General features: G+C 55.3%; 20 protein-coding genes. 11 read left to right on the forward strand and 9 right to left on the reverse strand.

The features are described from left to right. Positions 1-1067 precede the first annotated feature (1067 nt). The 3 genes from JCM12308_RS17405 to JCM12308_RS17415 all read right to left on the reverse strand — a co-directional run bounded on the left by JCM12308_RS17405 (position 1068) and on the right by JCM12308_RS17415 (position 3093). Complete coding sequence (locus JCM12308_RS17405; protein WP_054784583.1) at positions 1068-1466, reverse strand: hypothetical protein; 399 nt, start codon at positions 1464-1466, stop codon at positions 1068-1070. 160 nt (positions 1467-1626) lie between these two features. Next, on the reverse strand, positions 1627-2304 hold the full coding sequence (locus JCM12308_RS17410; RefSeq protein ID WP_054784584.1) for a DedA family protein: 678 nt from the start codon (positions 2302-2304) through the stop codon (positions 1627-1629). 3 nt (positions 2305-2307) lie between these two features. Then, the gene (locus JCM12308_RS17415) at positions 2308-3093 is read right to left on the reverse strand and encodes a glycosyltransferase family 2 protein (protein ID WP_208608769.1); all 786 of its coding nucleotides are present in this window, start codon (positions 3091-3093) and stop codon (positions 2308-2310) included. Between the two features lie 85 nt (positions 3094-3178). On the opposite strand from JCM12308_RS17415, the gene JCM12308_RS17420 reads away from it, so the two are divergent. Beyond that, positions 3179-3571, forward strand: coding sequence for a cupin domain-containing protein (locus JCM12308_RS17420; protein ID WP_054784585.1), 393 nt, complete (start codon positions 3179-3181; stop codon positions 3569-3571). A gap of 146 nt (positions 3572-3717) precedes the next feature. Then, complete coding sequence (locus JCM12308_RS17425) at positions 3718-4410, forward strand: nitroreductase family protein (protein WP_054784586.1); 693 nt, start codon at positions 3718-3720, stop codon at positions 4408-4410. Here the strand turns inward: JCM12308_RS17425 and JCM12308_RS17430 are convergent. The 4 genes from JCM12308_RS17430 to JCM12308_RS17440 all read right to left on the reverse strand — a co-directional run bounded on the left by JCM12308_RS17430 (position 4407) and on the right by JCM12308_RS17440 (position 8420). Further along, positions 4407-6737, reverse strand: a complete 2331-nt coding sequence (locus tag JCM12308_RS17430) for a heavy metal translocating P-type ATPase (RefSeq protein ID WP_054784587.1) — start codon at positions 6735-6737, stop codon at positions 4407-4409. The two genes, JCM12308_RS17425 and JCM12308_RS17430, sit on opposite strands and share 4 nt — an antisense overlap. 162 nt (positions 6738-6899) lie before the next feature. Further along, positions 6900-7580: a 2OG-Fe(II) oxygenase gene (locus tag JCM12308_RS17435; protein ID WP_054784588.1), complete on the reverse strand. Its 681-nt coding sequence runs from the start codon at positions 7578-7580 to the stop codon at positions 6900-6902. Positions 7581-7779: 199 nt separating this feature from the next. Beyond that, a complete protein-coding gene (locus tag JCM12308_RS30240; RefSeq protein ID WP_208978679.1) occupies positions 7780-7935 on the reverse strand; it encodes a hypothetical protein in 156 nt (51 codons plus the stop codon). Beyond that, positions 7932-8420, reverse strand: coding sequence for a TetR/AcrR family transcriptional regulator (locus tag JCM12308_RS17440; RefSeq protein ID WP_208978680.1), 489 nt, complete (start codon positions 8418-8420; stop codon positions 7932-7934). Before JCM12308_RS17440 ends, JCM12308_RS30240 begins: the two co-directional genes overlap by 4 nt. A gap of 107 nt (positions 8421-8527) precedes the next feature. On the opposite strand from JCM12308_RS17440, the gene JCM12308_RS17445 reads away from it, so the two are divergent. The 9 genes from JCM12308_RS17445 to JCM12308_RS17480 all read left to right on the forward strand — a co-directional run bounded on the left by JCM12308_RS17445 (position 8528) and on the right by JCM12308_RS17480 (position 20088). Next, positions 8528-10354 carry an acyclic terpene utilization AtuA family protein gene (locus JCM12308_RS17445; RefSeq protein ID WP_208978681.1) on the forward strand — a complete coding sequence of 609 codons (1827 nt, stop codon included), beginning with the start codon at positions 8528-8530 and terminating at the stop codon, positions 10352-10354. Beyond that, positions 10354-11160, forward strand: a complete 807-nt coding sequence (locus JCM12308_RS17450) for an enoyl-CoA hydratase/isomerase family protein (RefSeq protein ID WP_054784590.1) — start codon at positions 10354-10356, stop codon at positions 11158-11160. The genes JCM12308_RS17445 and JCM12308_RS17450 overlap by 1 nt, the downstream gene beginning before the upstream one ends. A 184-nt stretch (positions 11161-11344) precedes the next feature. Then, positions 11345-13033, forward strand: coding sequence for an AMP-binding protein (locus JCM12308_RS17455; RefSeq protein WP_054784591.1), 1689 nt, complete (start codon positions 11345-11347; stop codon positions 13031-13033). A gap of 104 nt (positions 13034-13137) precedes the next feature. After that, positions 13138-14046, forward strand: coding sequence for an SDR family oxidoreductase (locus tag JCM12308_RS17460; protein WP_054784592.1), 909 nt, complete (start codon positions 13138-13140; stop codon positions 14044-14046). Further along, complete coding sequence (locus JCM12308_RS17465; protein WP_054784593.1) at positions 14034-15644, forward strand: acyl-CoA carboxylase subunit beta; 1611 nt, start codon at positions 14034-14036, stop codon at positions 15642-15644. Before JCM12308_RS17460 ends, JCM12308_RS17465 begins: the two co-directional genes overlap by 13 nt. Before the next feature lie 53 nt (positions 15645-15697). Further along, positions 15698-16885 (forward strand): acyl-CoA dehydrogenase family protein, encoded by a 1188-nt coding sequence (locus tag JCM12308_RS17470; RefSeq protein WP_054784594.1) that lies wholly within the window; start codon positions 15698-15700, stop codon positions 16883-16885. A gap of 102 nt (positions 16886-16987) precedes the next feature. Beyond that, positions 16988-17509 (forward strand): biotin carboxylase N-terminal domain-containing protein, encoded by a 522-nt coding sequence (locus JCM12308_RS33065; protein WP_373282384.1) that lies wholly within the window; start codon positions 16988-16990, stop codon positions 17507-17509. Continuing rightward, positions 17434-18876 (forward strand): ATP-binding protein, encoded by a 1443-nt coding sequence (locus JCM12308_RS17475; protein WP_373282385.1) that lies wholly within the window; start codon positions 17434-17436, stop codon positions 18874-18876. The genes JCM12308_RS33065 and JCM12308_RS17475 overlap by 76 nt, the downstream gene beginning before the upstream one ends. 39 nt (positions 18877-18915) lie before the next feature. Further along, positions 18916-20088: an acyl-CoA dehydrogenase family protein gene (locus JCM12308_RS17480; protein ID WP_054784595.1), complete on the forward strand. Its 1173-nt coding sequence runs from the start codon at positions 18916-18918 to the stop codon at positions 20086-20088. A 58-nt stretch (positions 20089-20146) separates the two neighbouring features. Here JCM12308_RS17480 and JCM12308_RS17485 read toward each other — a convergent pair whose 3' ends face one another. Together JCM12308_RS17485 and JCM12308_RS17490 are read right to left on the reverse strand one after the other, a co-directional pair. Beyond that, the gene (locus tag JCM12308_RS17485; RefSeq protein WP_054784596.1) at positions 20147-21883 is read right to left on the reverse strand and encodes a flotillin family protein; all 1737 of its coding nucleotides are present in this window, start codon (positions 21881-21883) and stop codon (positions 20147-20149) included. A 21-nt stretch (positions 21884-21904) separates the two neighbouring features. Then, positions 21905-22618: an OB-fold-containig protein gene (locus tag JCM12308_RS17490; protein ID WP_054784597.1), complete on the reverse strand. Its 714-nt coding sequence runs from the start codon at positions 22616-22618 to the stop codon at positions 21905-21907. Positions 22619-22623 lie beyond the last annotated feature (5 nt).

Genomic DNA, 22623 nt, shown 5'->3' on the forward strand with positions numbered 1-22623 from the left:
AAGTGGGTGGTTAGTGGTTGCAGACCGTTCTGTTGCCGCCTTGTTCATTAAGGACTTCGGGCTCTTGTCCAGCTGGGAGTGCACTGAGATCTGCGTAAAACAAGAACTTCGCGTGGCTTCAATGGAAGGTGTGTAAGCAAGGTTACATGGCGGGCTTGAGAGCTTAAGTATGCCGTGGGATTTTTGAAGGTGATGGCAGTATGCATGGGATTTTCCTGGTGGAAGTGAGCATTGCCAACGTGTCCGTGCGAGTTATTTGCCTGATCGCACGGATACCCTTTAGCTCTTGAATTGATTGTGCTTCTCTTGGAGCGACGCTAAGCGCTTAAATAGTTGATTGTGATCTGAGCTGCTGCCCGAATGGACCGAAGACAACAGCATGTACGTTTTGTGGGTTAGACCAGCGCGGGGCATGTGCTGCTGGTTCTTGATGAGAAAGACGGCATTCCTGAAAGATTGAGGATACTTGTCTCAAGTTGTGTTTACGGGAGTGGTGAGGGTGAGATCGGCATTCTCGGATGGATGATCAAGATGAGATCGCAATGCATGTCAAATGTACTAAAGGACCTTATTGTCTGCGACTTGGCTAATCTGAAGAGCTGCTGTTTGAGGAGCGATTGACGGGACTGGTTAGAGCCCTAAAGGTTTGCGTTGTTATGTGCGTTGGTTTGAAAGATTTACGTTCAGATGGCGTTGCTAGGTTGAAGCTTGGCTGAGCGGTGGTCTTTGGGAGTGCTGGTGGTGCTTATAGGTTACGGGGACAACTCATAAGGTGACACCATAAGAAATGGTTCTTGGTGAGGACCGCTGCAACGAGATATCCCCGCGTCACGGAGATATCTGAGACACGGCCTTCTATAAGCCTCAGGGATACGGAGGGAATTACTCGTGTGCACAGTGAATGCTGCTGCTGATCACGCACGAGCGGTTGAGATCAACATAGGCACGTCAGCCATCCAACTTATCCCCCTTGCAACCCACGCACTTACGACAGAGCCTACTTAGAGTTATACCCGCTGTCCCGGCAACCAGTGCGCGCTCGTCTGTGATGTACTCCTAGTAATCCTCTATCGTAATTGCGGAGGCCAGCTTTGGCATGGAGTTCTCTCAACAAGTCTGCTTTGCTCCAGTTGCGCCTTGAGTAGATCCCGGTCGCGGTCAACGTTTGGGGCGGTGCTGTGAAGCAGGGTGGGGATGGACTTGTAGTCGGTGATCGACAAGTTAAGGCCATCGGCCGATGGCAGCCATAAAGGTACTCGTACCGCCGCTCTGAGCAACCGGCCACCAGCGTATGTGGAACGGGTCGATGCCCCCTCCGGAAGCTGATAGGCGCTCACTGCAAGCTGGGTCCAAAGATAAAGACCTGAAACAGGCAGAGGGTTCTGTAGGGCAAGGTCAATGTATTTGAACAGGCTGATGCTGTTGCGGGTGTAGGCGTGGTTCTGGTGCCGGCCAACGTCGCCCATGATCTCTTCCTGCGGCCTGTCAGTGATCAGGGTGACCTTGCTGATTGAGTAGCCTGCTAGCTGGTGGAAACTGATTTATTGAACTGCTGATGCTTCAATTTCCGACCGTTGTCTGAGGTATGCACCGAGATGCCGGTCCCCATCTCTTTAGTTCGTGAAGTCAGATCATGTTCGCCGTGAGGAAGATGCTTCCTGAGATGATGGTGACCAGCAGCAGCTTGTCGGTGAGGAGGAGCTGTGTGTGTCGGAAGGTCAGGTAGGCGGTTGGGGCCATGGTGGCTGGGAGGAGGAGGAGTTTGTAGTGGGTCTGGAGGAAGGTGGTGATTGGTTGCATGTAAGGGAGCAGGGCTTCAAGGCCTTTGGTGCCGAGGGCCCCGTAGAGACAGAATTGGCCTACGCCGAGGAGGACGCCTACCGTTGTTGCTGGCAGGAAGCGAGAGGCGGGGATGTTGCTGGCACCGCTGAGAAAGGGGGTAATCCAAGCCAGTGGTCCGAGGATGCGGGCGGAGATGATGAACGGGACCGCATGCTTTTGCAGGGCTGTGCGGGCCTTGTGCCATGCCCGGCGTCGCTTCATGGGTTTGAGAAAGCGCAGAATGGCTCGAGTGCCGTACACTCTGCCGAGTATGTAGCTTGTGATGTCTGCCAACCATGCGGCGACCATAACCACTATGATTGGCCAGGGATCGCCGGAAGTGGCATAGAGGGCTCCGGCTGCGAAGAATGCGATTTCGCCAAAGACAAAGAAGCTTGGACCGATGAGAGCATCGCCGAAGGCAATGGCTGCCAATAGGGCATAGCTGAGGGGCCCGTTGAAGGTGGTGACAAGATCCTGCATGACTTACGTGTTGCTGTAGTGGCCGAACTCGTAGGGGACTTCGTTTTTGTAAAGTTCGCCTTTGAAGAAGCGCAGCAGGTTGGCTTTGAGATAGGTCCAGCCCGTTCGCAGGATGCCATCTTGATTGAGACGGCGCGGATTGAACATGAAGCGGGGCTTGATGATTTGCCCTGAGAACCGACCCGTCTTTTGTGCTTTGAGGACGTAGTTGCAGTCTTCGCAGAGCTTCAGCTTCTCATCAAAGCCACCAATGGCTTCGTGGGTTTGCGGTGTTGAGAACAAGCACGCGCCGACTGCGGTTGGGAAGAAACGCCTGCTGAGGGTTATGCCGAGGTTCATCAGTTCATAGCCGATCACCTGTTTGGCTGGCAGGCGATAGCTGGACTTGAGGACGATGCCAATGTCGAGGCTGCGATACTCCAGCTCCCACATGGATTCTGCGAGAAAGTTTGGTGGCAGGCGGGTGTCTGCATCCAGAAACAAGATGCGGCGGCCTTTGGCCTGCGTTGCTCCGGTGTTGCGGCCTAAGCTGACACCTCGCTTTTCCATCTGCACGATGCGGTAGTGCTCGAAGTTTTTAGCATGGCGCTGAGACAGTCGCACTGTGTTGTCCGTGCTGGCACTGTCCACATGGATGATCTCGAAGTTCTGCCATGTCTGCAGGGTTAGGTCTGCCAATAAGCGCGGGAGGTTGTGTTCCTCATTCAAGGTGATGATGACAATTGAGAGATCGATCGTGGTCATGAGCGTGCCTTCCATGCCTTTCTGAGCATTGGTTTGCGCGGTCAAACTGAAGAGCACCTGAACCTGATTTCGAAACTCTTTGCCTTTGGTGGTTACAAGGGAGGTTAGGTTCTTTGGATGGAGGTTTGTGATGACTCTGTTTGATCATAATACGCAGGCACTGGAAGAGTGGCGGGGTGGGGTGATGACCCAGATGCGGGTTTCAGCAGTCAATGGGTCTCGTCAGCTTTGTATTTTTGACCAGTGGTGTGAGACAGGGAGCGGGGCGCCACGGCACTTGCATGCGGTTGAAGAACTGTTGGAGGTGATTGAGGGCACTGCGGAGATCACCTGCGGAAATGAAACCCATGTTGCCACGGCCAATCAGAGTGTGTTGATCCCTGCCGGGTGTTTGCATGGGTTTAAGAATATTGGTGAGGGCACGCTGCATGTACGGGCGACTTTGGCAGCACCCATCTTTGAAGCCAGTTATGAGAATAGCACGGAAGTTTCCCGGCGCTGGCTGCCGGATGAGACATCGTGATTAGCCCAGCTCTCTGGAGGCAAGTTCAATAGATTTGGCCGCAGTTCTGCTTTAGCTTGCTGAAACCTAATGAGAGGGCAGGATGCTGGGAGGCTTTATCTGTCTGGCTCACACATAAAAGAATATCCGGAAAGCGGGGGAACAGGATGTTTGCCAAAGAACACATCAAGTATGAGCCGGTGGATCTGCCGGACCGGATGGACCTGAGCGATGAGCAGATGCTTGAGGCTGTGAAAGCCTTTTATGATAAGATGAAGCGTCGCCATACGGTGCGGGACTTTTCTGACCGCCCTGTCGCCCGTGAAGTGATTGAAGAATGCATCCGCACTGCGGGGACCGCGCCGTCTGGGGCAAACCACCAACCATGGCATTTTGTGGCGATCTCTCAACCAGACTTCAAGAAGCGCATTCGTGATGCGGCGGAGGAAGAAGAACGCCGGTTTTATGATGGTGGGGCTGGTGATGAATGGATCAAGGCGCTGGAGCCGATTGGCACCAATGACCATAAACCACATCTGGAAGAAGCGCCGTGGCTGATCGTGGTGTTTGCGCAGCGCTGGGGCGAGTTTGAGGATGGCACGCGCTACAAGAACTATTACGTGCCTGAAAGCACCGGTATTGCCTGTGGTTTTCTGCTGACCGCACTGCACCATGCCGGATTGGTTTCACTGACCCATACGCCGAACCCGATGAAGTTTCTGAACGGCATGCTGGATCGTCCCGACTCTGAAAAGCCGATCATGATTATTGCGGTGGGGCATCCGGCAAAGGATGCAAAGGTGCCTTCGGTTGCGAAACTGAAGAAGCCGCTCTCGGAAATCCTGACGGTTGCTGATTAGAGCTTCAGGTTCTTCAACCGCAGGGAGTTCATGACCACGCAGAAGGATGAGAGGCTCATGGCCAGCGCTGCGATCATGGGTGAGAGCAGGGCTCCGGTGAAGGGGTAGAGAATGCCTGCTGCGATGGGGACACCTGCGGAATTATAGACAAACGCCAGGAACAGGTTCTGGCGGATGTTGCGTAGCGAACCGATGGCGAGCTTGCGGGCGCGGACGATGCCGGTGAGGTCGCCATTGAGCAGGGTGATGCCTGCGCTTTCAACGGCGACGTCGGCGCCTGTTCCCATGGCCAGACCCACATCCGCGGAGGCCAGAGCCGGTGCGTCGTTGACGCCGTCACCTGCCATGGCCACCATGGCGCCGGAGGTGTGGAGCTGATCGATCAGGGTTTTCTTGTCTTCTGGCAGGGCTTCAGCCTTGAACTCGTCAATGCCCACAGTGGCAGCCACGGTTTTGGCTGTGAGTGCATTGTCTCCCGTTGCCATGATGACTTTGATGCCTGCCTCATGCAGCTGCTTGATGGCTTTGCTTGCGTTCTCCTTGATCGGATCAGAGATGGCGATGAGGCCGATGACTTTCTCTTTGTTCGAGATGTAGATGCTGGTGTTGCCGGTCTCGCTGAGGGATTGATGCTTTTGCTTCATCTCCTCGGAGATCTTATCGGTCAGGCCGAAGATGGCCGGATTGCCGATGGCGTAGACGTGGTCATCTACCTTTGCGCTGACGCCTTTGCCGGTGTGGGCTTCAAAGTCCTCTGAATTGGCAAGTGCCATACCTCTGTAATTGGCCGCGTTGACGATGGCTTCTGCCAGCGGGTGCTCGGAGCCTTTTTCAATGGAGGCGGCCACGTGGAGCAGCTGGTCTTCGGTGTACTCTTCGGAGAACGCATGGATTGAGGTGACGGTCGGTTTGCCTTCCGTGATGGTGCCGGTTTTGTCGACGATGAGGGTGTCGACTTTGGACATGAGCTCTAGTGCTGTGGCGTCTTTGATGAGGACGCCAGCCTGCGCACCTCTGCCGCTGGCGGTCATGATGGACATGGGGGTGGCGAGGCCCAGTGCGCAGGGGCAGGCGATGATGAGCACGGAGACGGCGACAATGATGGCGTAGGAGAGGGACGGTGCCGGGCCGACGATGAGCCAAATGAAGAAGGACAGGATCGAGATGCCAACGACTGTTGGGACGAAGTAGGCGGAGACCTTGTCTGCCATGCCTTGAATGGGCGCGCGGGAGCGTTGTGCGGAGGAGACCATGGCGACGATCTTGGAGAGCATGGTATCAGCGCCGACGTTGATAGCCTCGATGATGAGCGTGCCGTTTTTGTTGAGTGTGCCGCCGGTGACGGTGTCGTCGACGTTCTTCTCAAGGGCGATGGGTTCGCCGGTGATCATGCTCTCATCCACGTAGGACTGGCCGTTTATGACGCGGGAGTCGACGGGGATGGCCTCGCCGGGGCGGACGCGGAGCTTGTCGCCGGTCATGATGTTTTCAAGCGGGGCGTCGTATTCGGTGCTGTCGTCCAGCACGCGGCGGGCGGTTTTGGGGGCGAGGTCCAGTAGGGCGCGGATGGCGTCGCCGGTGCGCTCGCGGGCGCGCAGCTCCAGCACCTGCCCCATGAAGATCAGCGCGACGATGACAGCGGCGGCTTCATAGTAGACGGGGGGATGGCCGGTGGCGGCACGGATGCCAGGGGGGAATAGGCCGGGCAGGAACGTGGCGACGAGGGAGTAGAGATAGGCAGCCCCGACACCGAGGGTGATCAGGGTCCACATGTTGAGGTTCCATGTGGTGATGGATTTGATGCCGCGCTTGAATAAGGGAACGCCTGCCCAGAGGACAACGGGTGAGGCGAGGATGAACTCGACGTAGATGGCAGTTGGTTCGCCGATCCACTCGCGGAAGGGGAGGCCGATGAACGGGCCCATGGTGATGGCGAGGAGCGGGATCGCGAGGACCGCGCTGAGCCAGAAACGGCGGGTGAAGTCAACGAGTTCGTGGCTGGGTTCGTCATTGCTGGTGACGGTCATGGGCTCCAGCGCCATGCCGCAGATTGGGCATTCGCCGGGGCCTTTCTGGACGATCTGCGGGTGCATGGGGCAGGTGTAGTCGATGTCCTGCGCGTTGGCGTCCTGCTGCTTCTTGCTGTTGCCGCTTGCATAGAAGTAGGGATCGCCCTCGAACTTGTGGGAGCATTTTTCGGAGCAGAAGTGGTAGGACTTTCCAGCGAAGTCAGCGGCAAGGGTTTCAGCGGTGACGGTGACCTGCATACCGCAGACCGGGTCTTGTTCTGTGGTACCGGAGGTGGGTGTGTTTGATGCCTCGTCCATCGGTCAACAGGCTCCCTGATCCAACAAGCTCGCGTTTCACCAGCGCAGATCATAAGCCTTTGCCCTGCCTGAAAGGATTAATGCCTAGGGGGAACTCGCAGTATCCCTAGGCAGGGCTTAACGGGATCGATTGGATTTGGCTCAAACTGCCGAAGCCGGGTGTCAGGCGGCGATTGTGAGGCGTTCTGTGAGGGCTTCCGGGAAGGCCAGTTCATGCCGTGCACGCCATTCTGAGGTGACGTAGTTGATGATCAGGCTCTTGCGTGGAGCGTTGATTTCGCGCTTCTCAAAGCCGTGCCAGGTGTCATCTGACGGGATGAAGAACATGGCTCGGTTGGGCGCCCATGGGGTGTTGGAGTGGAAGGTCTCTTTATCAGAATACAAAGAGGTGCCCCATTCTTCGCCGTGGGCCTCTGACAGGTAGATCATCAGGGTGAATTTCTTGGCGCCGATATCGGTGTGCGGTTCCAGCCAGAAGCCTTCGCGATCACAGGTGTACTCAATACGCAGGTAGGTGTTGGAGAGGTCTACACCGCACTTTTCATAGAACAGCTCGATCATTTGCGGAGCCTGAAAAGCAGAGGTGAACTCCTGTTCGGCTTCAAACTTCATAAAGCTGTTGCCGTGGAGGTACTGGCGCAGCTTGTTGTTGGTCGCCCGTTGGCCTTCGCTGTAGTCCATATCACGCATGCAAGTGGGCAGGTTCTGAAAGTCCGCCAATGTGGGCTGAGGCAGCAGATTGTCTGCTGTCCAGTGCAGAAACGGGGCTTTGTGAGGCGTTGCCGTGCGCAAAGCGTGAAAGATGGATGCGCTGATGAGGCTTGCGGAGTTTGGGCGATTCATAAAGTCCTCCTCCTGCGCTGCCGTGCTTATGTGCATGGGGCGTTACTGCAGGTGGTTGTTGGCTTGGAACAGGCGGGAGGTACTTAATGCCAGCTTAGGGGCTGAACAATGTCAGCGTGCAATCGTTGAAAATGCCTAATTAAAAACAGCGGATCGTTTTAATGCGAATTTGAGCGCAATTGGTTGGAACAGGCCGCTATCAGCCGTTTTGGGACTGAACCATCTTCAGGTGTGGTTCCATGATCGTAGCGAATTTGCGGATGATTTTTTCGACGTAGGCTGGGTCGCTGTGGAACTCTTGCTGGAAAATCATGCCGCGGATGAAGGAGCGCCAGATCAGGAGGGTGAGGGTCATGTCCTCTTCCGCTGCTTTATCCAGGCCCGGAGGCAGGAAGAACTGGTTGAGCTGGTCGTTCCAGTCTTCCAGCTTTGGCGAGATGCGCTGCGAGAGTGCTTTATCGGTGCGCGTTGCATGATGATTTCAGAGAACGCCCGACCTTCCGGTGTGTCGATGATGTTTCGCCAATAAGTCACGAGAGCATCTGCCAGTGTGCCACCCTCAGCTTGTGTGATCTGTGCGAAGGGGAAGGAGCTTGGGCTTTCCTGCTGGTAGTGGCGCAGAATTCTTGAAAGCAGAAAATCCACCGTACCGATGACCAGATCTTCCTTTGATGGGAAGTGGTGCATCAGCGCGCCCCGGCTGACATCAACGCCTTCCAGCACCCGGTTGATAGAGGTTTCCGCATAGCCAAGCCGGTCGAGGCAATCGATGGTCGACTTAATGAGGGCCTTGCGTGTGTTTTCACCGCGCTGCTTCTTCATGTCCAACTTGCTTACCATGATCAACCTTAGCCTTAAGACGGGGTTTTTGCTGAAATACTTGACGTATTGGGAAGGAGTATATACCGTACGTTTGGTATGTAAAAGAGGTTTCCGTCAAAATGACCATGAAAAACACGGAAAATCAAAGCTCTAGTAAACGTAAGCAGCCCATTCGTATTGGGGGTGCTTGCGGCTTTTGGGGTGACTCCAACGCGTCAACGGGGCAATTGTTGCGCGCTGGCGGGCTCGATTACATCGTCTATGACTATCTGGCAGAGATCACTCTTTCCATCATGGCAAGGGCGCGTCAGAAGTCTCCTGATCTTGGATATGCGACGGATTTTGTCGAGCAGGTGCTTGGGCTCAATCTGAAAACGATCGCTGCTTCCAAGACAAAGATTTTAAGCAATGCAGGCGGCGTGAACCCGGAGAGTTGCGCTGCCAAGATCCGTGAATTGATTGCTGCACAGAAGCTGGATCTGAAGGTTGCTGTTGTGACCGGTGATGACCTGTTGGCGGAAGCCTCTGCCTTTAAAGAGGCCGGTGTCACTGAGATGTTCTCCGGTGAAGCCTTCCCGAAAGCGGAGAAGGTTGCTTCCATCAACGCCTACCTTGGTGCGCAGCCAGTTGTTGCTGCTTTGGAGGCTGGTGCAGATATTGTGATTACGGGCCGATGTGCTGACAGTGCGTTGACGCTTGCGGCCTGTGCTCATGCCTTTGGCTGGGACTGGACGGATTATGATCGCCTCTCTGCAGGTAGCCTTGTTGGGCATTTGCTGGAGTGCGGAACGCAAGTGACTGGCGGCAACTTTACAGACTGGCGGGATGTGCCGGATGTGAAGAAGATCGGTTATCCGATTGCGACTGTCTATGAAGATGGCAGCTGTGACCTAAGCAAGCCTGAAGGCAGCGGTGGCCTTGTGAGTGTAGGCACGGTTGCAGAACAGCTGGTTTATGAGATCGGCAATCCGCAAGCTTACCTGCTGCCAGATGTGACCTGCGACTTCTCTCAGGTAACGATTGAGGAGAAGACCTCTGAGAGTGTGCATGTTTCTGGTGCGAAAGGGCGCGCTGCGCCTGAGAGCCTGAAGGTTTCCGCCACTTGGGCAGATGGGTTCCGCATCGGATTGATGGTGCCATATGTGGGCTTTGATGCAGGTGAGAAAGCGAAGGTCTTTGCTGACCTTGCCCTTGGCCGCGCTGAGACAGTTATGAAGAAACTTGGTGCACCCGGCTATCAGGAAGTTTCCGTTGAGATCGTGGGGGCAGGATCTCAGATAGGGGAAGCGCCTGTCAGCCGGGGCACTTACGAAGAAGTTGTTTTGAAGATTGCCGCACGGCATGTGGATCAGCGGGCTGCTGGTTTGTTGCTGCGGGAGCTGACTGGCCTTGGCCTTTCTGTAGCGCCGGGCATGACGACCTTTAACGGCGGGCGGCCTAAGCCCTCCCCTGTTGTGCGGTTGTTCTCTTTCCTTGTCGAGCAGTCTGCCGTGTCTCCCAAAGTTTCGCTGGAAGGTGAGGCTGTGGCGTTTGAGCACGCAGTTGTGGCAGAGGCTGCTGCCTCAGTTGAAGCAGCTGAGGTTCCGGGTGCGCCTGCTACTGATGATGCGCTTGCAGAGGTGCCATTGATCAAGCTTGCCTATGCCCGCAGTGGTGACAAGGGCGATAAGGCAAACATTGGTGTTATCGCGCGAAAAGCAGAATGGCTGCCATGGATTGCAGCGGCATTGAGTGAAGACGCGGTTGCCAAGAGTTTTGCGCATTTCAATCCGGGCAAGGTTGCCCGTTTCTATCTGCCGGGCTGTCATGCACTCAACTTTCTGATTGATGATGTGCTGGGCGGCGGTGGCATTGCCAGTTTGCGGCTGGACCCGCAGGCGAAGGCGTATAGCCAGATCCTGCTGAGGCACAGTGTTTCCGTTCCGCACTCCATCGCGCAGGAGGTGATGTGATGACTGATGCACCAACAACGGATGCTGTGCTGGTTGCGCAGCAAGATGGCTGGATGACCATCACGTTGAACCAGCCAGAAAAGCGCAATCCGCTGACAGGCGAAGTGATTGCTGAAATTTCCAAGGTTCTGCGGGATGTGCAGGATGACCGCAGCGTGCGTGGCATTACGTTCACCGGTGCTGGTGGTGTGTTCTGTGCAGGCGGTGATCTGAAATCCTTCCAGCAGATCATGGCTGGCGGTGATGAGGCTGAAGCCATTGCGCAGAAAATCAGTCTGGAAGCTGCCGAGTTTTTTGGAATGATCGCCCATCAGCCACAAGTGACCATCGCTTTGGTGGAGGGTGCGGCCATGGCGGGTGGCCTGGGCATGGCGTGTGCCTGTGATTTTGTGGTGGCCACGCAAGATGCCAAGTTTGCTTTTACTGAGACGCGGATTGGCTTGCCGCCGGCTCAGATTGCTCAGTACGTGACCAAGCGACTGGGCTACCAGAAAGCCAAGAAAATGCTCGTGTTGGGGAGCAAACTGACCGGTGACGAGGCCTTTGACGTCGGTCTGGTTGATCAGGCTGTTGCCAGTCAGGCAGAGCTTGAAGCAGCAGAAACTGAGATAAAACAGCAGGTTATGGCCTGTGCGCCGGGTGCTGTTGCAGCCACGAAGAAGGTGGTTGAAGAGACGCGTTTCCTTGAACAGGAGGAACTGCGCCAGAGTGCAGCTGCCTATTTTGCGAGAGCAATTGTTGGGGACGAGGGACAGGAAGGTGTGAAGTCGTTTTTGCAGAAACGCAAACCATCCTGGGCACCATAAGCCGCCCCTCAAATTTAGGGGTATGCGTTTACCCGATAACAGATGTTCGAATGCGGTGAAGGAAGAAGAAATGCAGGGTATGCTCATATGCGTATGAGCTGATTATAATGCCGAAGTCTATCGCGCAAAAAAGATAGTGCTGGAAGCAGCGGGGAGGCTGAACCAGCACATCAGAGGAGGGAACATGGGTACACAGTACGCACTGCCAATTGAAATGCTGCAAAAATGGGCCACAGAGAAACCAAACTCGGTTTATCTGCGACAACCTGTGAACCGGCAGTTCATTGAGTTCACCTGGAAGGAGTGTTACGACACGGTCCGGCGAATGGCTGCTGCGCTCCAATCAATGGGTTTCCAACCGGGGGACCGGATTGGCATTCTCTCCAAAAACTGCGCTGAATGGTTTCTTGCTGACTTTGCAATTCAGGCTGCTGGTTACATCTCTACGCCGATCTATTACACCGCCTCAGCAGATACGATCAGCTACATCATTGACCATGCGGACATCAAAGCTGTGTTCATGGGCAAGCTGGATGACTTTGCGCCGAGTGAGCAGGGTATCCGTGACGGTGTGGTGAAGATTGCGCTTCCTTATAAAACGATAGATTGCGAGTACAGCTGGACGGAGCTGCTTAAACAGAATGAGCCTTTACCAGAAGACCAGCTTGCCAAGCCGGATCTGGATGAGCTGTTTTCCATTGTTTACACCTCTGGCTCCACCGGGAACCCCAAAGGGGTGGAAGTCTCCTGGCGCAACATTGCTTATGGGGCGTGGTCTCCAACCCAGTCTCTTGAGCTGGGGCGTGAGGAACGCTTGATTTCCTATCTGCCGCTGGCTCATATCACCGAGCGTGCACTCATTGAGCATGTGAGCCTTTATGCTGGTGTGGTGGTGAGCTTTGTGGAGTCTCTGGATACCTTTGCAGAAGATTTGCGTGCTGCTGAAGTGACCATGTTCATTTCTGTGCCGCGGCTCTGGATGAAGTTCCAATCGGGGATTTTGGCCAAGGTGCCACAGAAGAAGCTGGACCGGCTTTTGAGCATTCCGATCCTGAGCTGGTACGTGAAGCGGAAGATCCGCGCGCAGCTTGGTCTGACCAACGCGAAGCTGATCGGCAGTGGATCTGCGCCGATCTCCAAGGCCGTGCTGGAATGGTATCAGAAGCTGGGTATCAACATCACTGAAGGGTGGGGCATGACCGAGACGGCTGGTCTTGCGTCCTCGCACTTCCCGTTCCGTGCGGACAAGGTTGGTACCATCGGTACGCCGCTTGCCGGGCTGGAGATCAAGATCACCGACGAGGGTGAGCTGCTTATTCGCGGGGATTCCGTCACCAAAGGTTATTACAAAGACCCTGAGATGACTGCGGAGACCATCGAAGAAGGTGGCTGGTTCCATACGGGTGACAAGGTGGAGCAGGATGCTGACGGGTTCTTGCGGATTACAGGCCGTGTGAAGGAGATCTTCAAATCCTCCAAGGGCAAGTACATTGCGCCGGTGCCGATTGAGGCGATGCTGTTTGACAATACCTATGTGGAGCAGGCCTGCGTGATGGGGTCTGAGCTGGCTCAGCCTGTAGCCGTGGTGTTCCTCTCCTCCGAGATCACTCATGGTCTGTCGCGTGAAGAGGTTCGTACGAGCCTTGAAGAGACCTATCACAGCATCAATCGATCCGTTGAAAGCCATCTGAAGCTGAGCTCGATCATTGTCGCCAACGACATGTGGACCATCGAGAATGGCTATCTGACCCCAACCATGAAGATCAAGCGGACGCGTCTGGAAGATCGCTATCAGGACGTGGTGCACTCCATGCCGGATCGTCCTGTGGTCTGGGAAGACGAATGCGGAACCGAGGCAACTGCTCCGGCCTGAAAGGGTGATGATGGTTTGGGGTGACGTGGTCACCCCGGCCAGGATTTTCTGAGGTGAGAACCTCTGTTTGACTAAGCCGCGCTTGTGGCAGGGAGACTTTTGGAATGAGCAATGAACCGTCCCGTTACGCATCAGTTCTGCGAGATGGGTTGTTTGATGGGCAGACTATGATTGTGACTGGGGGAGGCAGTGGCATTGGTCGCTGCATCGCCCACGAACTTGCCGCGCTGGGTGCCCATACCGTTCTCCTTGGCCGCAAGCAGGCAAAGCTGGATGCGGTGGCTGATGAAATCCGTGAGGATGGGGGAGACGTTTCCACCCATTCTCTGGACATCCGCAATGAAGAAGCTGTTGCGGAGACTGTTTCAAACATCGTTGCGGAGCGTGGGGTGATCCATGGTCTGGTGAACAATGCTGGCGGGCAGTATCCAAGTCCTGCAGCGGCGATCAAGAAGAAGGGCTTTGATGCGGTTGTTGAGACCAACGTAACCGGCGGGTTTCTGATGGCGCGTGAGGTTTACAATCAGGGCATGCGGAAGAGCAAAGGCGGTGCCATCGTCAACATCGTAGCAGATATGTGGCGCGGTATGCCGGGTATGGCGCACTCTGGTGTGGCGCGGGCCGGCATGCAGAACCTGACCATGACGCTGGCCGTTGAATGGGCGGAAGCAGGTGTGCGCGTGAATGCTGTAGCACCGGGCTGGATCGCGTCGTCCGGTTTTGACACGTACGATGAGAACTTCATCAAGCACATGTTTGCGCGCATGTCTGAGAACAATCTGGCGCGCCGTCTGGGCACTGAGGCTGAAGTGGCGTCTCTGGTGAACTTCCTGTTGTCTCCGGGTGCTGCATTCATCACTGGCCAGTGCATCGGCGTGGATGGTGGTGCGCCGCTCTGGACCAATCTGATGCCGGTTGGCGACAATGCGAACATGAAGGAATACCAAGGCTTCCATCGCTATGAGAAGCCGAAGGCCCTTCAAGCTTGGGAGAAAGACAAATGCCCAAGTTAACTTCGGCTGTCGATAGCGGCAGTGCCGCGTTTGCTCAGAACAAGGCCTTTATGGAGGCTCTGATTGAAGAGTTCCGTGGATATGAGGCTAAGGTTCGTGAGAACTCGGAGAGCAAGCGTGGGAAGTTTGAGAAACGTGGTCAGTTGCTGCCACGTGATCGTGTGAGCTTGCTGCTGGACCGCGGTGCGCCGTTCATGGAAATCTCCACGCTCGCTGGGCTGAAGATGCATGATGACGATGGCAAGAAGAACGCCGCAGGTGGCGGTTCGATTGCTGGCATCGGCTATGTGGCAGGCAAGCGCTGTCTTATCGTGGCGACAGACTCTGCCATTAAGGGCGGTTCCATTTCTCCGATGGGTTTGAAGAAGACGCTTCGCCTGCAGGAGATTGCCAAGAAACAGAAGCTGCCGATTGTTGCGCTGACGGAAAGTGCGGGCGCGAACCTCATGTACCAGTCCGAGCTGTTTGTTGAAGGTGGCCGGGCGTTTGCCAATCAGGCGCGTTTGTCTGCGGCAGGCATTCCGCAGGTGACGGTGGTGCATGGGTCTTCAACGGCTGGCGGTGCATATATGCCGGGGCTGTCGGATTATACAGTTGTTGTTCGCGGTAAGACGAAGATCTTTCTGGCTGGCCCTCCGCTGCTGAAAGCGGCGACAGGTGAAGTTGCATCGGATGAAGAGCTGGGTGGTGCAGAGCTGCATTACAACACAGCTGGCACGGCGGAATACATGGCCGAAGATGATGCGCATGGCGTTGAGACCGCGCGTGAGATCGTTGACCATCTGCCATGGGAAGCTCCGTTGGAGGCTGAGGGCGGCAAACAGCCGTTTTATGATGCTGAGGATTTGCTGGGCATCGTGCCGGAAGACACCAAGAAGCCGTATGATGTTCGCGAGATCATCGCACGCATGACGGATGGCTCAGACTTCCTTGATTTCAAGAAAGAGTTTGGCGGCTCTACGGTTTGTGGTCATGCACGTATTGATGGGCAGGCTGTTGGCATTCTTGGCAATAACGGCCCGATTGACCCACAGGGAGCCGTGAAGGCGGCGCAGTTCATTCAGCTGTGTTGTCAGAGCAATACGCCGCTGCTCTTCTTGATGAACACCACTGGGTATCTGGTGGGCCGGGATGCAGAGACGAGCGGTATCGTCAAGCATGGGTCCAAGATGATCCAGGCGGTTGCCAATGCCACGGTTCCTAAAGTGACCATCGTTGTTGGTGGTGCCTGGGGTGCTGGTAACTACGGCATGTGTGGCCGTGGGTTTGATCCGGATTTCATCTTCTCATGGCCCTCCGCCAAGGTTGGCGTGATGGGACCAGAGCAAGCGGCGACGGTGATGAAGATCATCACTGAAGAGAAGTTTGCGAAGATGGGACAGCAGATCCCTGATGGTATGACCGACCAGATGGCGCAGAAGATCATTGACCAGATGTCACCGGAGACGACAGCGCTGTTTGCGACTGCGCGGCTTTGGGATGATGGGATCATTGATCCAAGAGACACGCGCCGCGTTGTTTCAATGGCCCTATCTGTTTGTGCAGATGCCAAAAAACGTCAGCTTAATCCAACAGCATTCGGAGTTGCGCGCGGCTAGGGAGAGCTGCGCATCACAGCTCCCGGAACACAGTTCAACATGAGGGTTTCACGATGGAATATACTGAAGAACATCGGAAAATGAAAAGTGCGGTGGTCAAGTTCGTCGAGGCCGAAATCAACCCGCATGTTCAGGAATGGGAAGAGGCTGGAATCTTCCCGGCTCATGAGCTTTTCAAGAAGATGGGTGATCTCGGTTTTCTTGGAGTCAACAAGCCGGAAGAGTATGGCGGGATGGGCCTTGATTACTCTTATCAGGCCATGACCATTGAAGCGCTGGGCGCGTGTGCCTGCGGTGGTGTGCCAATGGCGATTGGTGTGCAAACCGATATGGCAACCCCGGCACTCTCCCGGTTTGGTTCTGATGAGTTGCGCCGCGAGTTTCTGACCCCGGCGATTGCTGGTGACATGGTGGCCTGTGTTGGTGTGTCTGAGGCCCATGCGGGGTCTGATGTGGCGAACATCAAGACTACAGCGCGCAAGGATGGTGATGACTACGTGATCAGCGGATCCAAGATGTGGATCACTAACTCCACGCAGGCGGACTATATGTGCATGCTGGCAAACACCAGTGATGGGCATAAGCACCAGAACAAATCTCTGATCATCGTGCCGATGGACAGTGCAGGCATCACCAAATCAGATCGCCTGAACAAGCTGGGCCAGCGTTCTTCCGATACGGCGCAGATCTTCTTTGATGACGTGCGTGTTCCTCAACGCAATCTGATTGGCACTGAGGGTGCTGGTTTCATGTACCAGATGCTTCAGTTCCAGGAAGAGCGCCTGTGGTGTGCGCTGTCTCTGATTGACGGTATGGACCGCATCATTCAGCTGACGGAAGATTATTGCCGTGAGCGTGCTGCGTTCAACCAGAGCATTCTGGACTTCCAGGTGGTTCACTTCCGCCTGTCAGAGCTGCGGACCGAAGTTGAGCTGCTGCGTGCGCTTTCTGAGAAGTGTGTTGAATCCATGGTGCGTGGTGAGAACGTGACCCGTCTTGCTTCCATGGCGAAGCTGAAGGCTGGCCGTCTGTCTCGTGAACTGGCGGACTCCTGTCTGCAGTTCTGGGGTGGCATGGGTTACATGTGGGACAGCCCTGTGAGCCAGTTCCTGCGTGATAGCCGCCTGACCTCCATTGGTGGTGGTGCGGATGAAGTGATGCTTTCCATCATCTCCAAGCTGGATGGCACTTTGCCAAACCCAAAGAAGAACCGTGCAATGCAGAAGGAAGCAGCTGAATAAGCTGCCTCCTCGGCCATTATTTGAAAGGCGTATCCTTATCCGAAAACCGGTTCCCACTTTTCGGGGATACGCTCCATTTTGGCAGTGTGAAGGGAATTTTCGATGTTTGATAGCGTCCTGGTCGCCAATCGGGGGGAGATTGCTCGCCGAGTGTTCCGCACTGCGCGGCAAAAGGGCTATCGGAGTATTGCTGTTTATTCCGAGGCTGATGCAACCGCTCCGCATGTTGAAGATGCTGATATTGCGGCGTGTATTGGCGGTGCGACACCAGCTGAATCTTACCTCAAGATTGAAGCGATCTTGGAAGCGGCCCGCAAAACCGGCGCACAGGCTGTGCATCCGGGCTACGGGTTCCTAGCGGAGAACGCGGAATTTGCGCGGGCGTGTGCGGAAGCTGGACTGGTGTTCATTGGTCCGCCAGCAGAAGCCATTGAGCTGATGGGCTCCAAGCGACTTTCCAAGCTGCGGATGATTGAGGCAGGCGTGCCATGCGTGCCGGGGTATTCCGGGTCTGATCAGTCGACTGAGACGTTAGCGGCGGAAGCTGCGTGCATTGGTGTGCCGCTGATGATCAAGCCTCTGCCGGTGGTGGTGGGCGTGGTCTGCGACTGGTTGAAGACCTGAATGGGCTAGAAGACAAGTTGGCGGCTGCGGCTTCAGAAGCTGAAAATGCATTTGGCAATGGCGAGCTAATTCTCGAAAAGGCTGTCATCAATCCACGCCATGTGGAGATACAGGTGTTTGCCGACAATCACGGCCACGTGGTGTATCTGGGTGAGCGGGATTGCTCTGTGCAGCGTCGCCACCAGAAGGTGGTTGAGGAAGCGCCGGGACCATCTGTGACGCCGGAAATCCGGGCTGCGATGGGGCAGGCCGCAGTGGATGCAGCGCGGGCCATTGGCTATCGCGGGGCAGGCACGGTTGAGTTTCTGCTGGCTGAGGATGGCAGTTTCTACTTCATGGAGATGAACACCCGCTTGCAGGTGGAGCATCCGGTGACGGAAGAGATTACCGGTCAGGATCTGGTTGCCTGGCAGCTGGATGTGGCTGCTGGCAAACCTCTGCCACTGGAGCAGGGCGAGATTTCCTTCAGCGGCCACGCCATGGAGCTTCGCCTCTATGCCGAAGACGCGGATGCGGGCTTCCTGCCGCAGACGGGGACTGTGCTGGCGTGGAACGGCAATGAGCTTTCCTTGCGCGTTGATAGTGCCATTGAGCAGGGCAGCGAGATTTCATCCTACTACGACCCGATGATTGCCAAGCTGATTGCGCATGGCAGTGACCGGGACGAAGCACGCCGCAAGTTGCTGCGTGGATTGGATGAACTGGTTTTGCAGGGCTTGGTGCATAACGGTGCGTTCCTGAAGAGTGTGTTGCAGGACGAAGTGTTTGCAGCTGGCAATGCAACGACGGCTTTCCTGAATGACCGCGAGCTTGGATCGGTTGCGGCAGATGCCACACGAGAGCTCCTGCGTGATCTTGCAGTGCATCTGTTTGCGCGCAGCAAAGGCCAGAACCGCTGGACTACAGCGACGCCTTTGCCTGTAAAAATCAAGCTGGACGGGGAAGAGACTGTAGCGCGTGAGGATCTGACTATCCTCAGTGGTGGGGACAGTGGTGCCATCATCTTCGAAGCCGATGGTGTTCGGCGCACTGCTTTTGTGAGTGAGGCTCCTGAGGGTGGTCTCTGGATCTCATTGGAAGGACAGACGCAGTTCTTTGAAGAGCAAAGCTTCAGTACCAAGAAAGATGACAGTTCAGCAGCTGGTAGCTCCATCATTGCGCCTATGCCGGGTGCAGTTGTGGCGTTGAAAACGGAGCAGGGCGCACAGGTTTCCAAGGGAGATGTGTTGCTGGTTCTGGAAGCGATGAAGATGCAGCATGAGCTGACTGCACCGCGTGATGGTGTTGTTGCTGAGCTTGGAACGCAGGAAGGCGCGCAGGTGAACAGCCGTGATGTGCTGGTTCGCCTGGAAGATGAAACCGCTTGATTGAGTTGATGGAATCCGCTTTTGAGGGCGGTGGAGAATATGATGAGTTTGAACCTTCCTGACTTCGGATTGAAGCGTAAGTCCACCATGTTCACTGAGGAACATGAAGCGTTTCGTGATGTGCTTTCTCGCTTCATTGCCAAGGAGATTTCGCCCTACGTCTCCCAGTGGGACGAAGCTAATGAGTTTCCGCGTGAGCTATATAAAAAGGCGGCGGATGTTGGCTTGCTGGGCATCATGTTTCCAGAGGAGTATGGCGGGACGGGCATCGACTATCCGCTGTCTTATCTCTCCGCAGTTGAGCTTGGGCGTGCGGGAAGTGGGGGCATCAATGCGGGTTTGATGAGCCACACCATTGGCACGCCTCCGATTGCGCATCTTGGTTCTGATGAGTTGAAGGCGCGGGTGATCCCCTCTGTGCTGGCAGGTGAGAAGATTTCTGCTCTGGCGATTACTGAACCGGGCGGTGGGTCTGATGTACAGAACCTGAAGACCGTGGCACGCCGGGAGAACGGGCATTATGTGCTGAACGGGGAGAAGACCTTCATCACCTCCGGTATGCGTGCAGATTATTATACGGTTGCTGTGCGGACGGGTGAAACAGGCATGGGCGGTATTTCGCTGATGCTGGTTGAGAAGGGCATGGAAGGTTTTACTCAGACGCCGTTGCACAAAATGGGATGGTGGGCCTCTGACACCGCAACGCTGCATTTTGACAATGTGAAGGTGCCAGTTGAGAACCTGATTGGCGGTGAGAACGCCGGGTTCATGGGCATCATGATGAACTTCAACAATGAGCGCCTGTTTCTTGCATCCGCCTGTTACGGTCACATGCTGGGTGTGTTTGAGGAAGCGCTGGACTGGGCGAAGCAGCGTGAGACGTTTGGCAAGCCGCTCATTCACCGGCAGGTTATCCGGCACAAGTTCGTTGATATGGCGATGAAGATGCAGGCTGTCCGGGCTGTGCTGGAAGAGCTGGCGCAACGGTTGCAGTTGGGAGAAAGCCCGATCACCGAGATCTGCATGGCGAAGAACCTGGCAACGAGCACGCTGGAATATGTGGCCAACGAATGCCTTCAGATCCTCGGCGGTGCAGGTTACATGCGCGGAACCAAGGTTGAGCGCATTTATCGTGAAACCAAGGTGATGACTATCGGTGGTGGGTCTTCTGAGATCATGAAGGATCTGGCCAGCCGGCAGATGGGTATCTAAGAGCAGTTTTGCTGCAATGAAAAAGCCCCGCTGTTTGGCGGGGCTTTTGTTGTTGTGGTTAGGCTTTTTCTTCGGTCGCGACCGATTTGGCAATCTCGTTTGGCGTTGCGCCGGAGATGCCGAGCTCTCCAAGAAGGCTGTCGACCAGTGGAGCCTGAGATCGGTATCTCAGAGCTGAGTTGACCAGCTGATCGGAGAGGCCTGCGGAAGCGCCTTCTGCCGGTGCTCCATTTGCAACAGGAGCTGCGCCGTTTAAGCCATCGACCTGGAGGATCTTGATCTCGTCGATGTTCTCCATTGGCTTCACGCTTGCACCGATAACCTGCGGAAGAGCCTCGATCAGCGCCAGTTTGACCTGCATCTGGATCTGCTCAGGAGACAGCAGGTTTGCCGCTTCGTTGAGGATGCGCTTACCTTCTGCTTCCACTGCGAGGCGGAGCTTGTCTGCTTCCGCGCGAGTGGTCACAGCATCAGCTTCCGCGTTTGCCGCGATACGGATCTGATCCGCGTTACCGCTTGCTTTCAGACGAACAGCTTCAGCGTGGTCTTCTGCTGCCTGTTTTTCAGCTTCCGCACCAACGGTGACGGAGATTGCAGCACGTTCCGCTTCCTGAGCTGCAACGACCAACTCAACCTGCTTCTGACGTTCTGCCACTTCGATTTCGCGAGCGGTGACGACCTGTTCTTCTGCCTTAATTGCAACAGCACGGGCTTCGTTTGCTGCAGCGTCCGCTGTTGAGAGTGCCTTGGACTTCTCAGAGACCGCGATGGAGCGGTCCTGCTGAGTCAGTTCAATGACCTTTTCCTTCTCAATGCGGGTTTCTTCCAAAGAGCGATCCTTGAGGATTTCCTGCTCTTTCACCTGACGTTCAGAAGCGATAGATGCCTGCTTGATCTCCAGATTGGATGTGATCTCTGCCTGTTCGGCATCGCGGCGACGTTCTGCCTGTTCGGTGGCGATCAGAGCCTGCTGTTTGGCGCGGCGGATTTCAAGATCGCGCTGCTGTTCCAGACGGGCATATTCTTCCTCGCGGGAGATATCGAGCTTCTGCTGTTCGGCGTCCAGGTTTTTGCGCTGGATCTGAACTTCGGTGTCCTGCTCGATGTCGTTCCGCTTTCTGCGGCGCTCTTCGATTTCCTGTGTGAGCTTGGTCAAACCTTCCGCATCGAACGCGTTGTTCGGGTTGAAGTATTCCATGCGGGTCTGGTCGAGACCGGTCAGGGAAACGGACTCCAACTCCAGACCGTTTTTCAGCAGATCTTCGGAAACAGCTGCCTGAACTTTCTGCACGAAGGAGACACGTTGCTCGTGGAGTTCTTCCATTGCCATTTCTGCAGCCACAGCACGCAGGGCATCAACGAACTTACCTTCAATAAGATGCTTCAGGTCTTCCGGGTGCATTGTCCGCACACCGAGGGTCTGAGCAGCATTTGCGATGGACTCGATGGTTGGCTGAACACGCAGGTAGAACTCCGCCACCACGTCGACGCGCATGCGGTCGCGGGTGATGAGGGCTGCTTCATCAGCACGGCGGACTTCCAGACGCAAGGTGTTCATGTTGACGTTAATGATATCATGGAGCACCGGCAGGACGATTGCGCCGCCGTTCATGATGACTTTCTGGCCGCCAAAACCAGTCCGTACGAAGGCAACCTCTTTTGAGGAGCGGGTATAAAGGCGTGAAAAGACAATACCAATTGCGAGAAGTGCGACGAGGATAACACCGGCGAGTACGAGCAGCTCCATAAAGCTGGTAGACGTAGCTACGACCGCGTTTTGAGTATCTGAAAACATATTTGACCTCAAACTGAGAGATTAGTTTGTAAGCGTGTCTTGGCGAGGTGATAAATTTGCGTGTGGGTTAGGAATTGCTGTGAAAAGGGAATCTTTCAAGCCGACAAGCAAGACTTCGTCTCCCTGCATTAATGTTGTGTCTGGCTGGTCTGGAATGACCTGCACATAATGGCGTGTGCCGAAGCTGTCCGTGACGCGGGCTTCTGCCTGCAGTGCCTTGGTCGCATTGCCAAGTGTCAGGACTGCAACTTCGCCAATCAAGGCGTCTCTGGAGCGGGCGTCCGTCTCTTCCTTGGGCATGACGCGACCAATGGCGTGACTGGTTTTTGCTGTGAACCAGAAGCTGACAATGCCTGTCGGGATCAGCGCCATCCAGAATGGTAGTGTTGCACCCGCGATAGATGCGGCAGCATATTGAACAAGAATACCTGTGATGCCGAAGCTGGTGAGTAGGATGATCAGCAGAACAATGAACGGAACCTTGCCCACTGCCAGCCAAGCCAGGAACCCTTCGATAGGGCCAAGGCCTGCGGCATCAACTGAGACATCGGCGTCGATGTCTGCATCTATATCGAGATCAGCGTCGACCTCCAGATCTGGCAGAGCGTCATCTACAAGACCTGATAAAGACAGTCCGAAGATCATGCCGACAACTTCGAGCAGCGCTAGAGCAAGCATCACGAAGATGGCGAGTGTGAAGAGATAAGTCTCACCCGAAAAAATAAGTTCTGCCAATTCAT

The organism is Pseudovibrio denitrificans JCM 12308 (assembly GCF_001310815.1).
GTDB lineage: Bacteria > Pseudomonadota > Alphaproteobacteria > Rhizobiales > Stappiaceae > Pseudovibrio > Pseudovibrio denitrificans.

Coding starts and splice junctions, on each gene's coding strand:
- JCM12308_RS17405 (WP_054784583.1), bottom strand. CDS start 1,466: ATGGGCGACGTTGGCCGGCACCAGAACCACGCCTACACCCGCAACAGC.
- JCM12308_RS17410 (WP_054784584.1), bottom strand. CDS start 2,304: ATGCAGGATCTTGTCACCACCTTCAACGGGCCCCTCAGCTATGCCCTA.
- JCM12308_RS17420 (WP_054784585.1), top strand. CDS start 3,179: ATGACTCTGTTTGATCATAATACGCAGGCACTGGAAGAGTGGCGGGGT.
- JCM12308_RS17425 (WP_054784586.1), top strand. CDS start 3,718: ATGTTTGCCAAAGAACACATCAAGTATGAGCCGGTGGATCTGCCGGAC.
- JCM12308_RS17430 (WP_054784587.1), bottom strand. CDS start 6,737: ATGGACGAGGCATCAAACACACCCACCTCCGGTACCACAGAACAAGAC.
- JCM12308_RS17435 (WP_054784588.1), bottom strand. CDS start 7,580: ATGAATCGCCCAAACTCCGCAAGCCTCATCAGCGCATCCATCTTTCAC.
- JCM12308_RS30240 (WP_208978679.1), bottom strand. CDS start 7,935: ATGACCCTCACCCTCCTGATCTGGCGCTCCTTCATCCGCGGCATGATT.
- JCM12308_RS17440 (WP_208978680.1), bottom strand. CDS start 8,420: ATGGTAAGCAAGTTGGACATGAAGAAGCAGCGCGGTGAAAACACACGC.
- JCM12308_RS17445 (WP_208978681.1), top strand. CDS start 8,528: ATGAAAAACACGGAAAATCAAAGCTCTAGTAAACGTAAGCAGCCCATT.
- JCM12308_RS17450 (WP_054784590.1), top strand. CDS start 10,354: ATGACTGATGCACCAACAACGGATGCTGTGCTGGTTGCGCAGCAAGAT.
- JCM12308_RS17455 (WP_054784591.1), top strand. CDS start 11,345: ATGGGTACACAGTACGCACTGCCAATTGAAATGCTGCAAAAATGGGCC.
- JCM12308_RS17460 (WP_054784592.1), top strand. CDS start 13,138: ATGAGCAATGAACCGTCCCGTTACGCATCAGTTCTGCGAGATGGGTTG.
- JCM12308_RS17465 (WP_054784593.1), top strand. CDS start 14,034: ATGCCCAAGTTAACTTCGGCTGTCGATAGCGGCAGTGCCGCGTTTGCT.
- JCM12308_RS17470 (WP_054784594.1), top strand. CDS start 15,698: ATGGAATATACTGAAGAACATCGGAAAATGAAAAGTGCGGTGGTCAAG.
- JCM12308_RS33065 (WP_373282384.1), top strand. CDS start 16,988: ATGTTTGATAGCGTCCTGGTCGCCAATCGGGGGGAGATTGCTCGCCGA.
- JCM12308_RS17480 (WP_054784595.1), top strand. CDS start 18,916: ATGATGAGTTTGAACCTTCCTGACTTCGGATTGAAGCGTAAGTCCACC.
- JCM12308_RS17485 (WP_054784596.1), bottom strand. CDS start 21,883: ATGTTTTCAGATACTCAAAACGCGGTCGTAGCTACGTCTACCAGCTTT.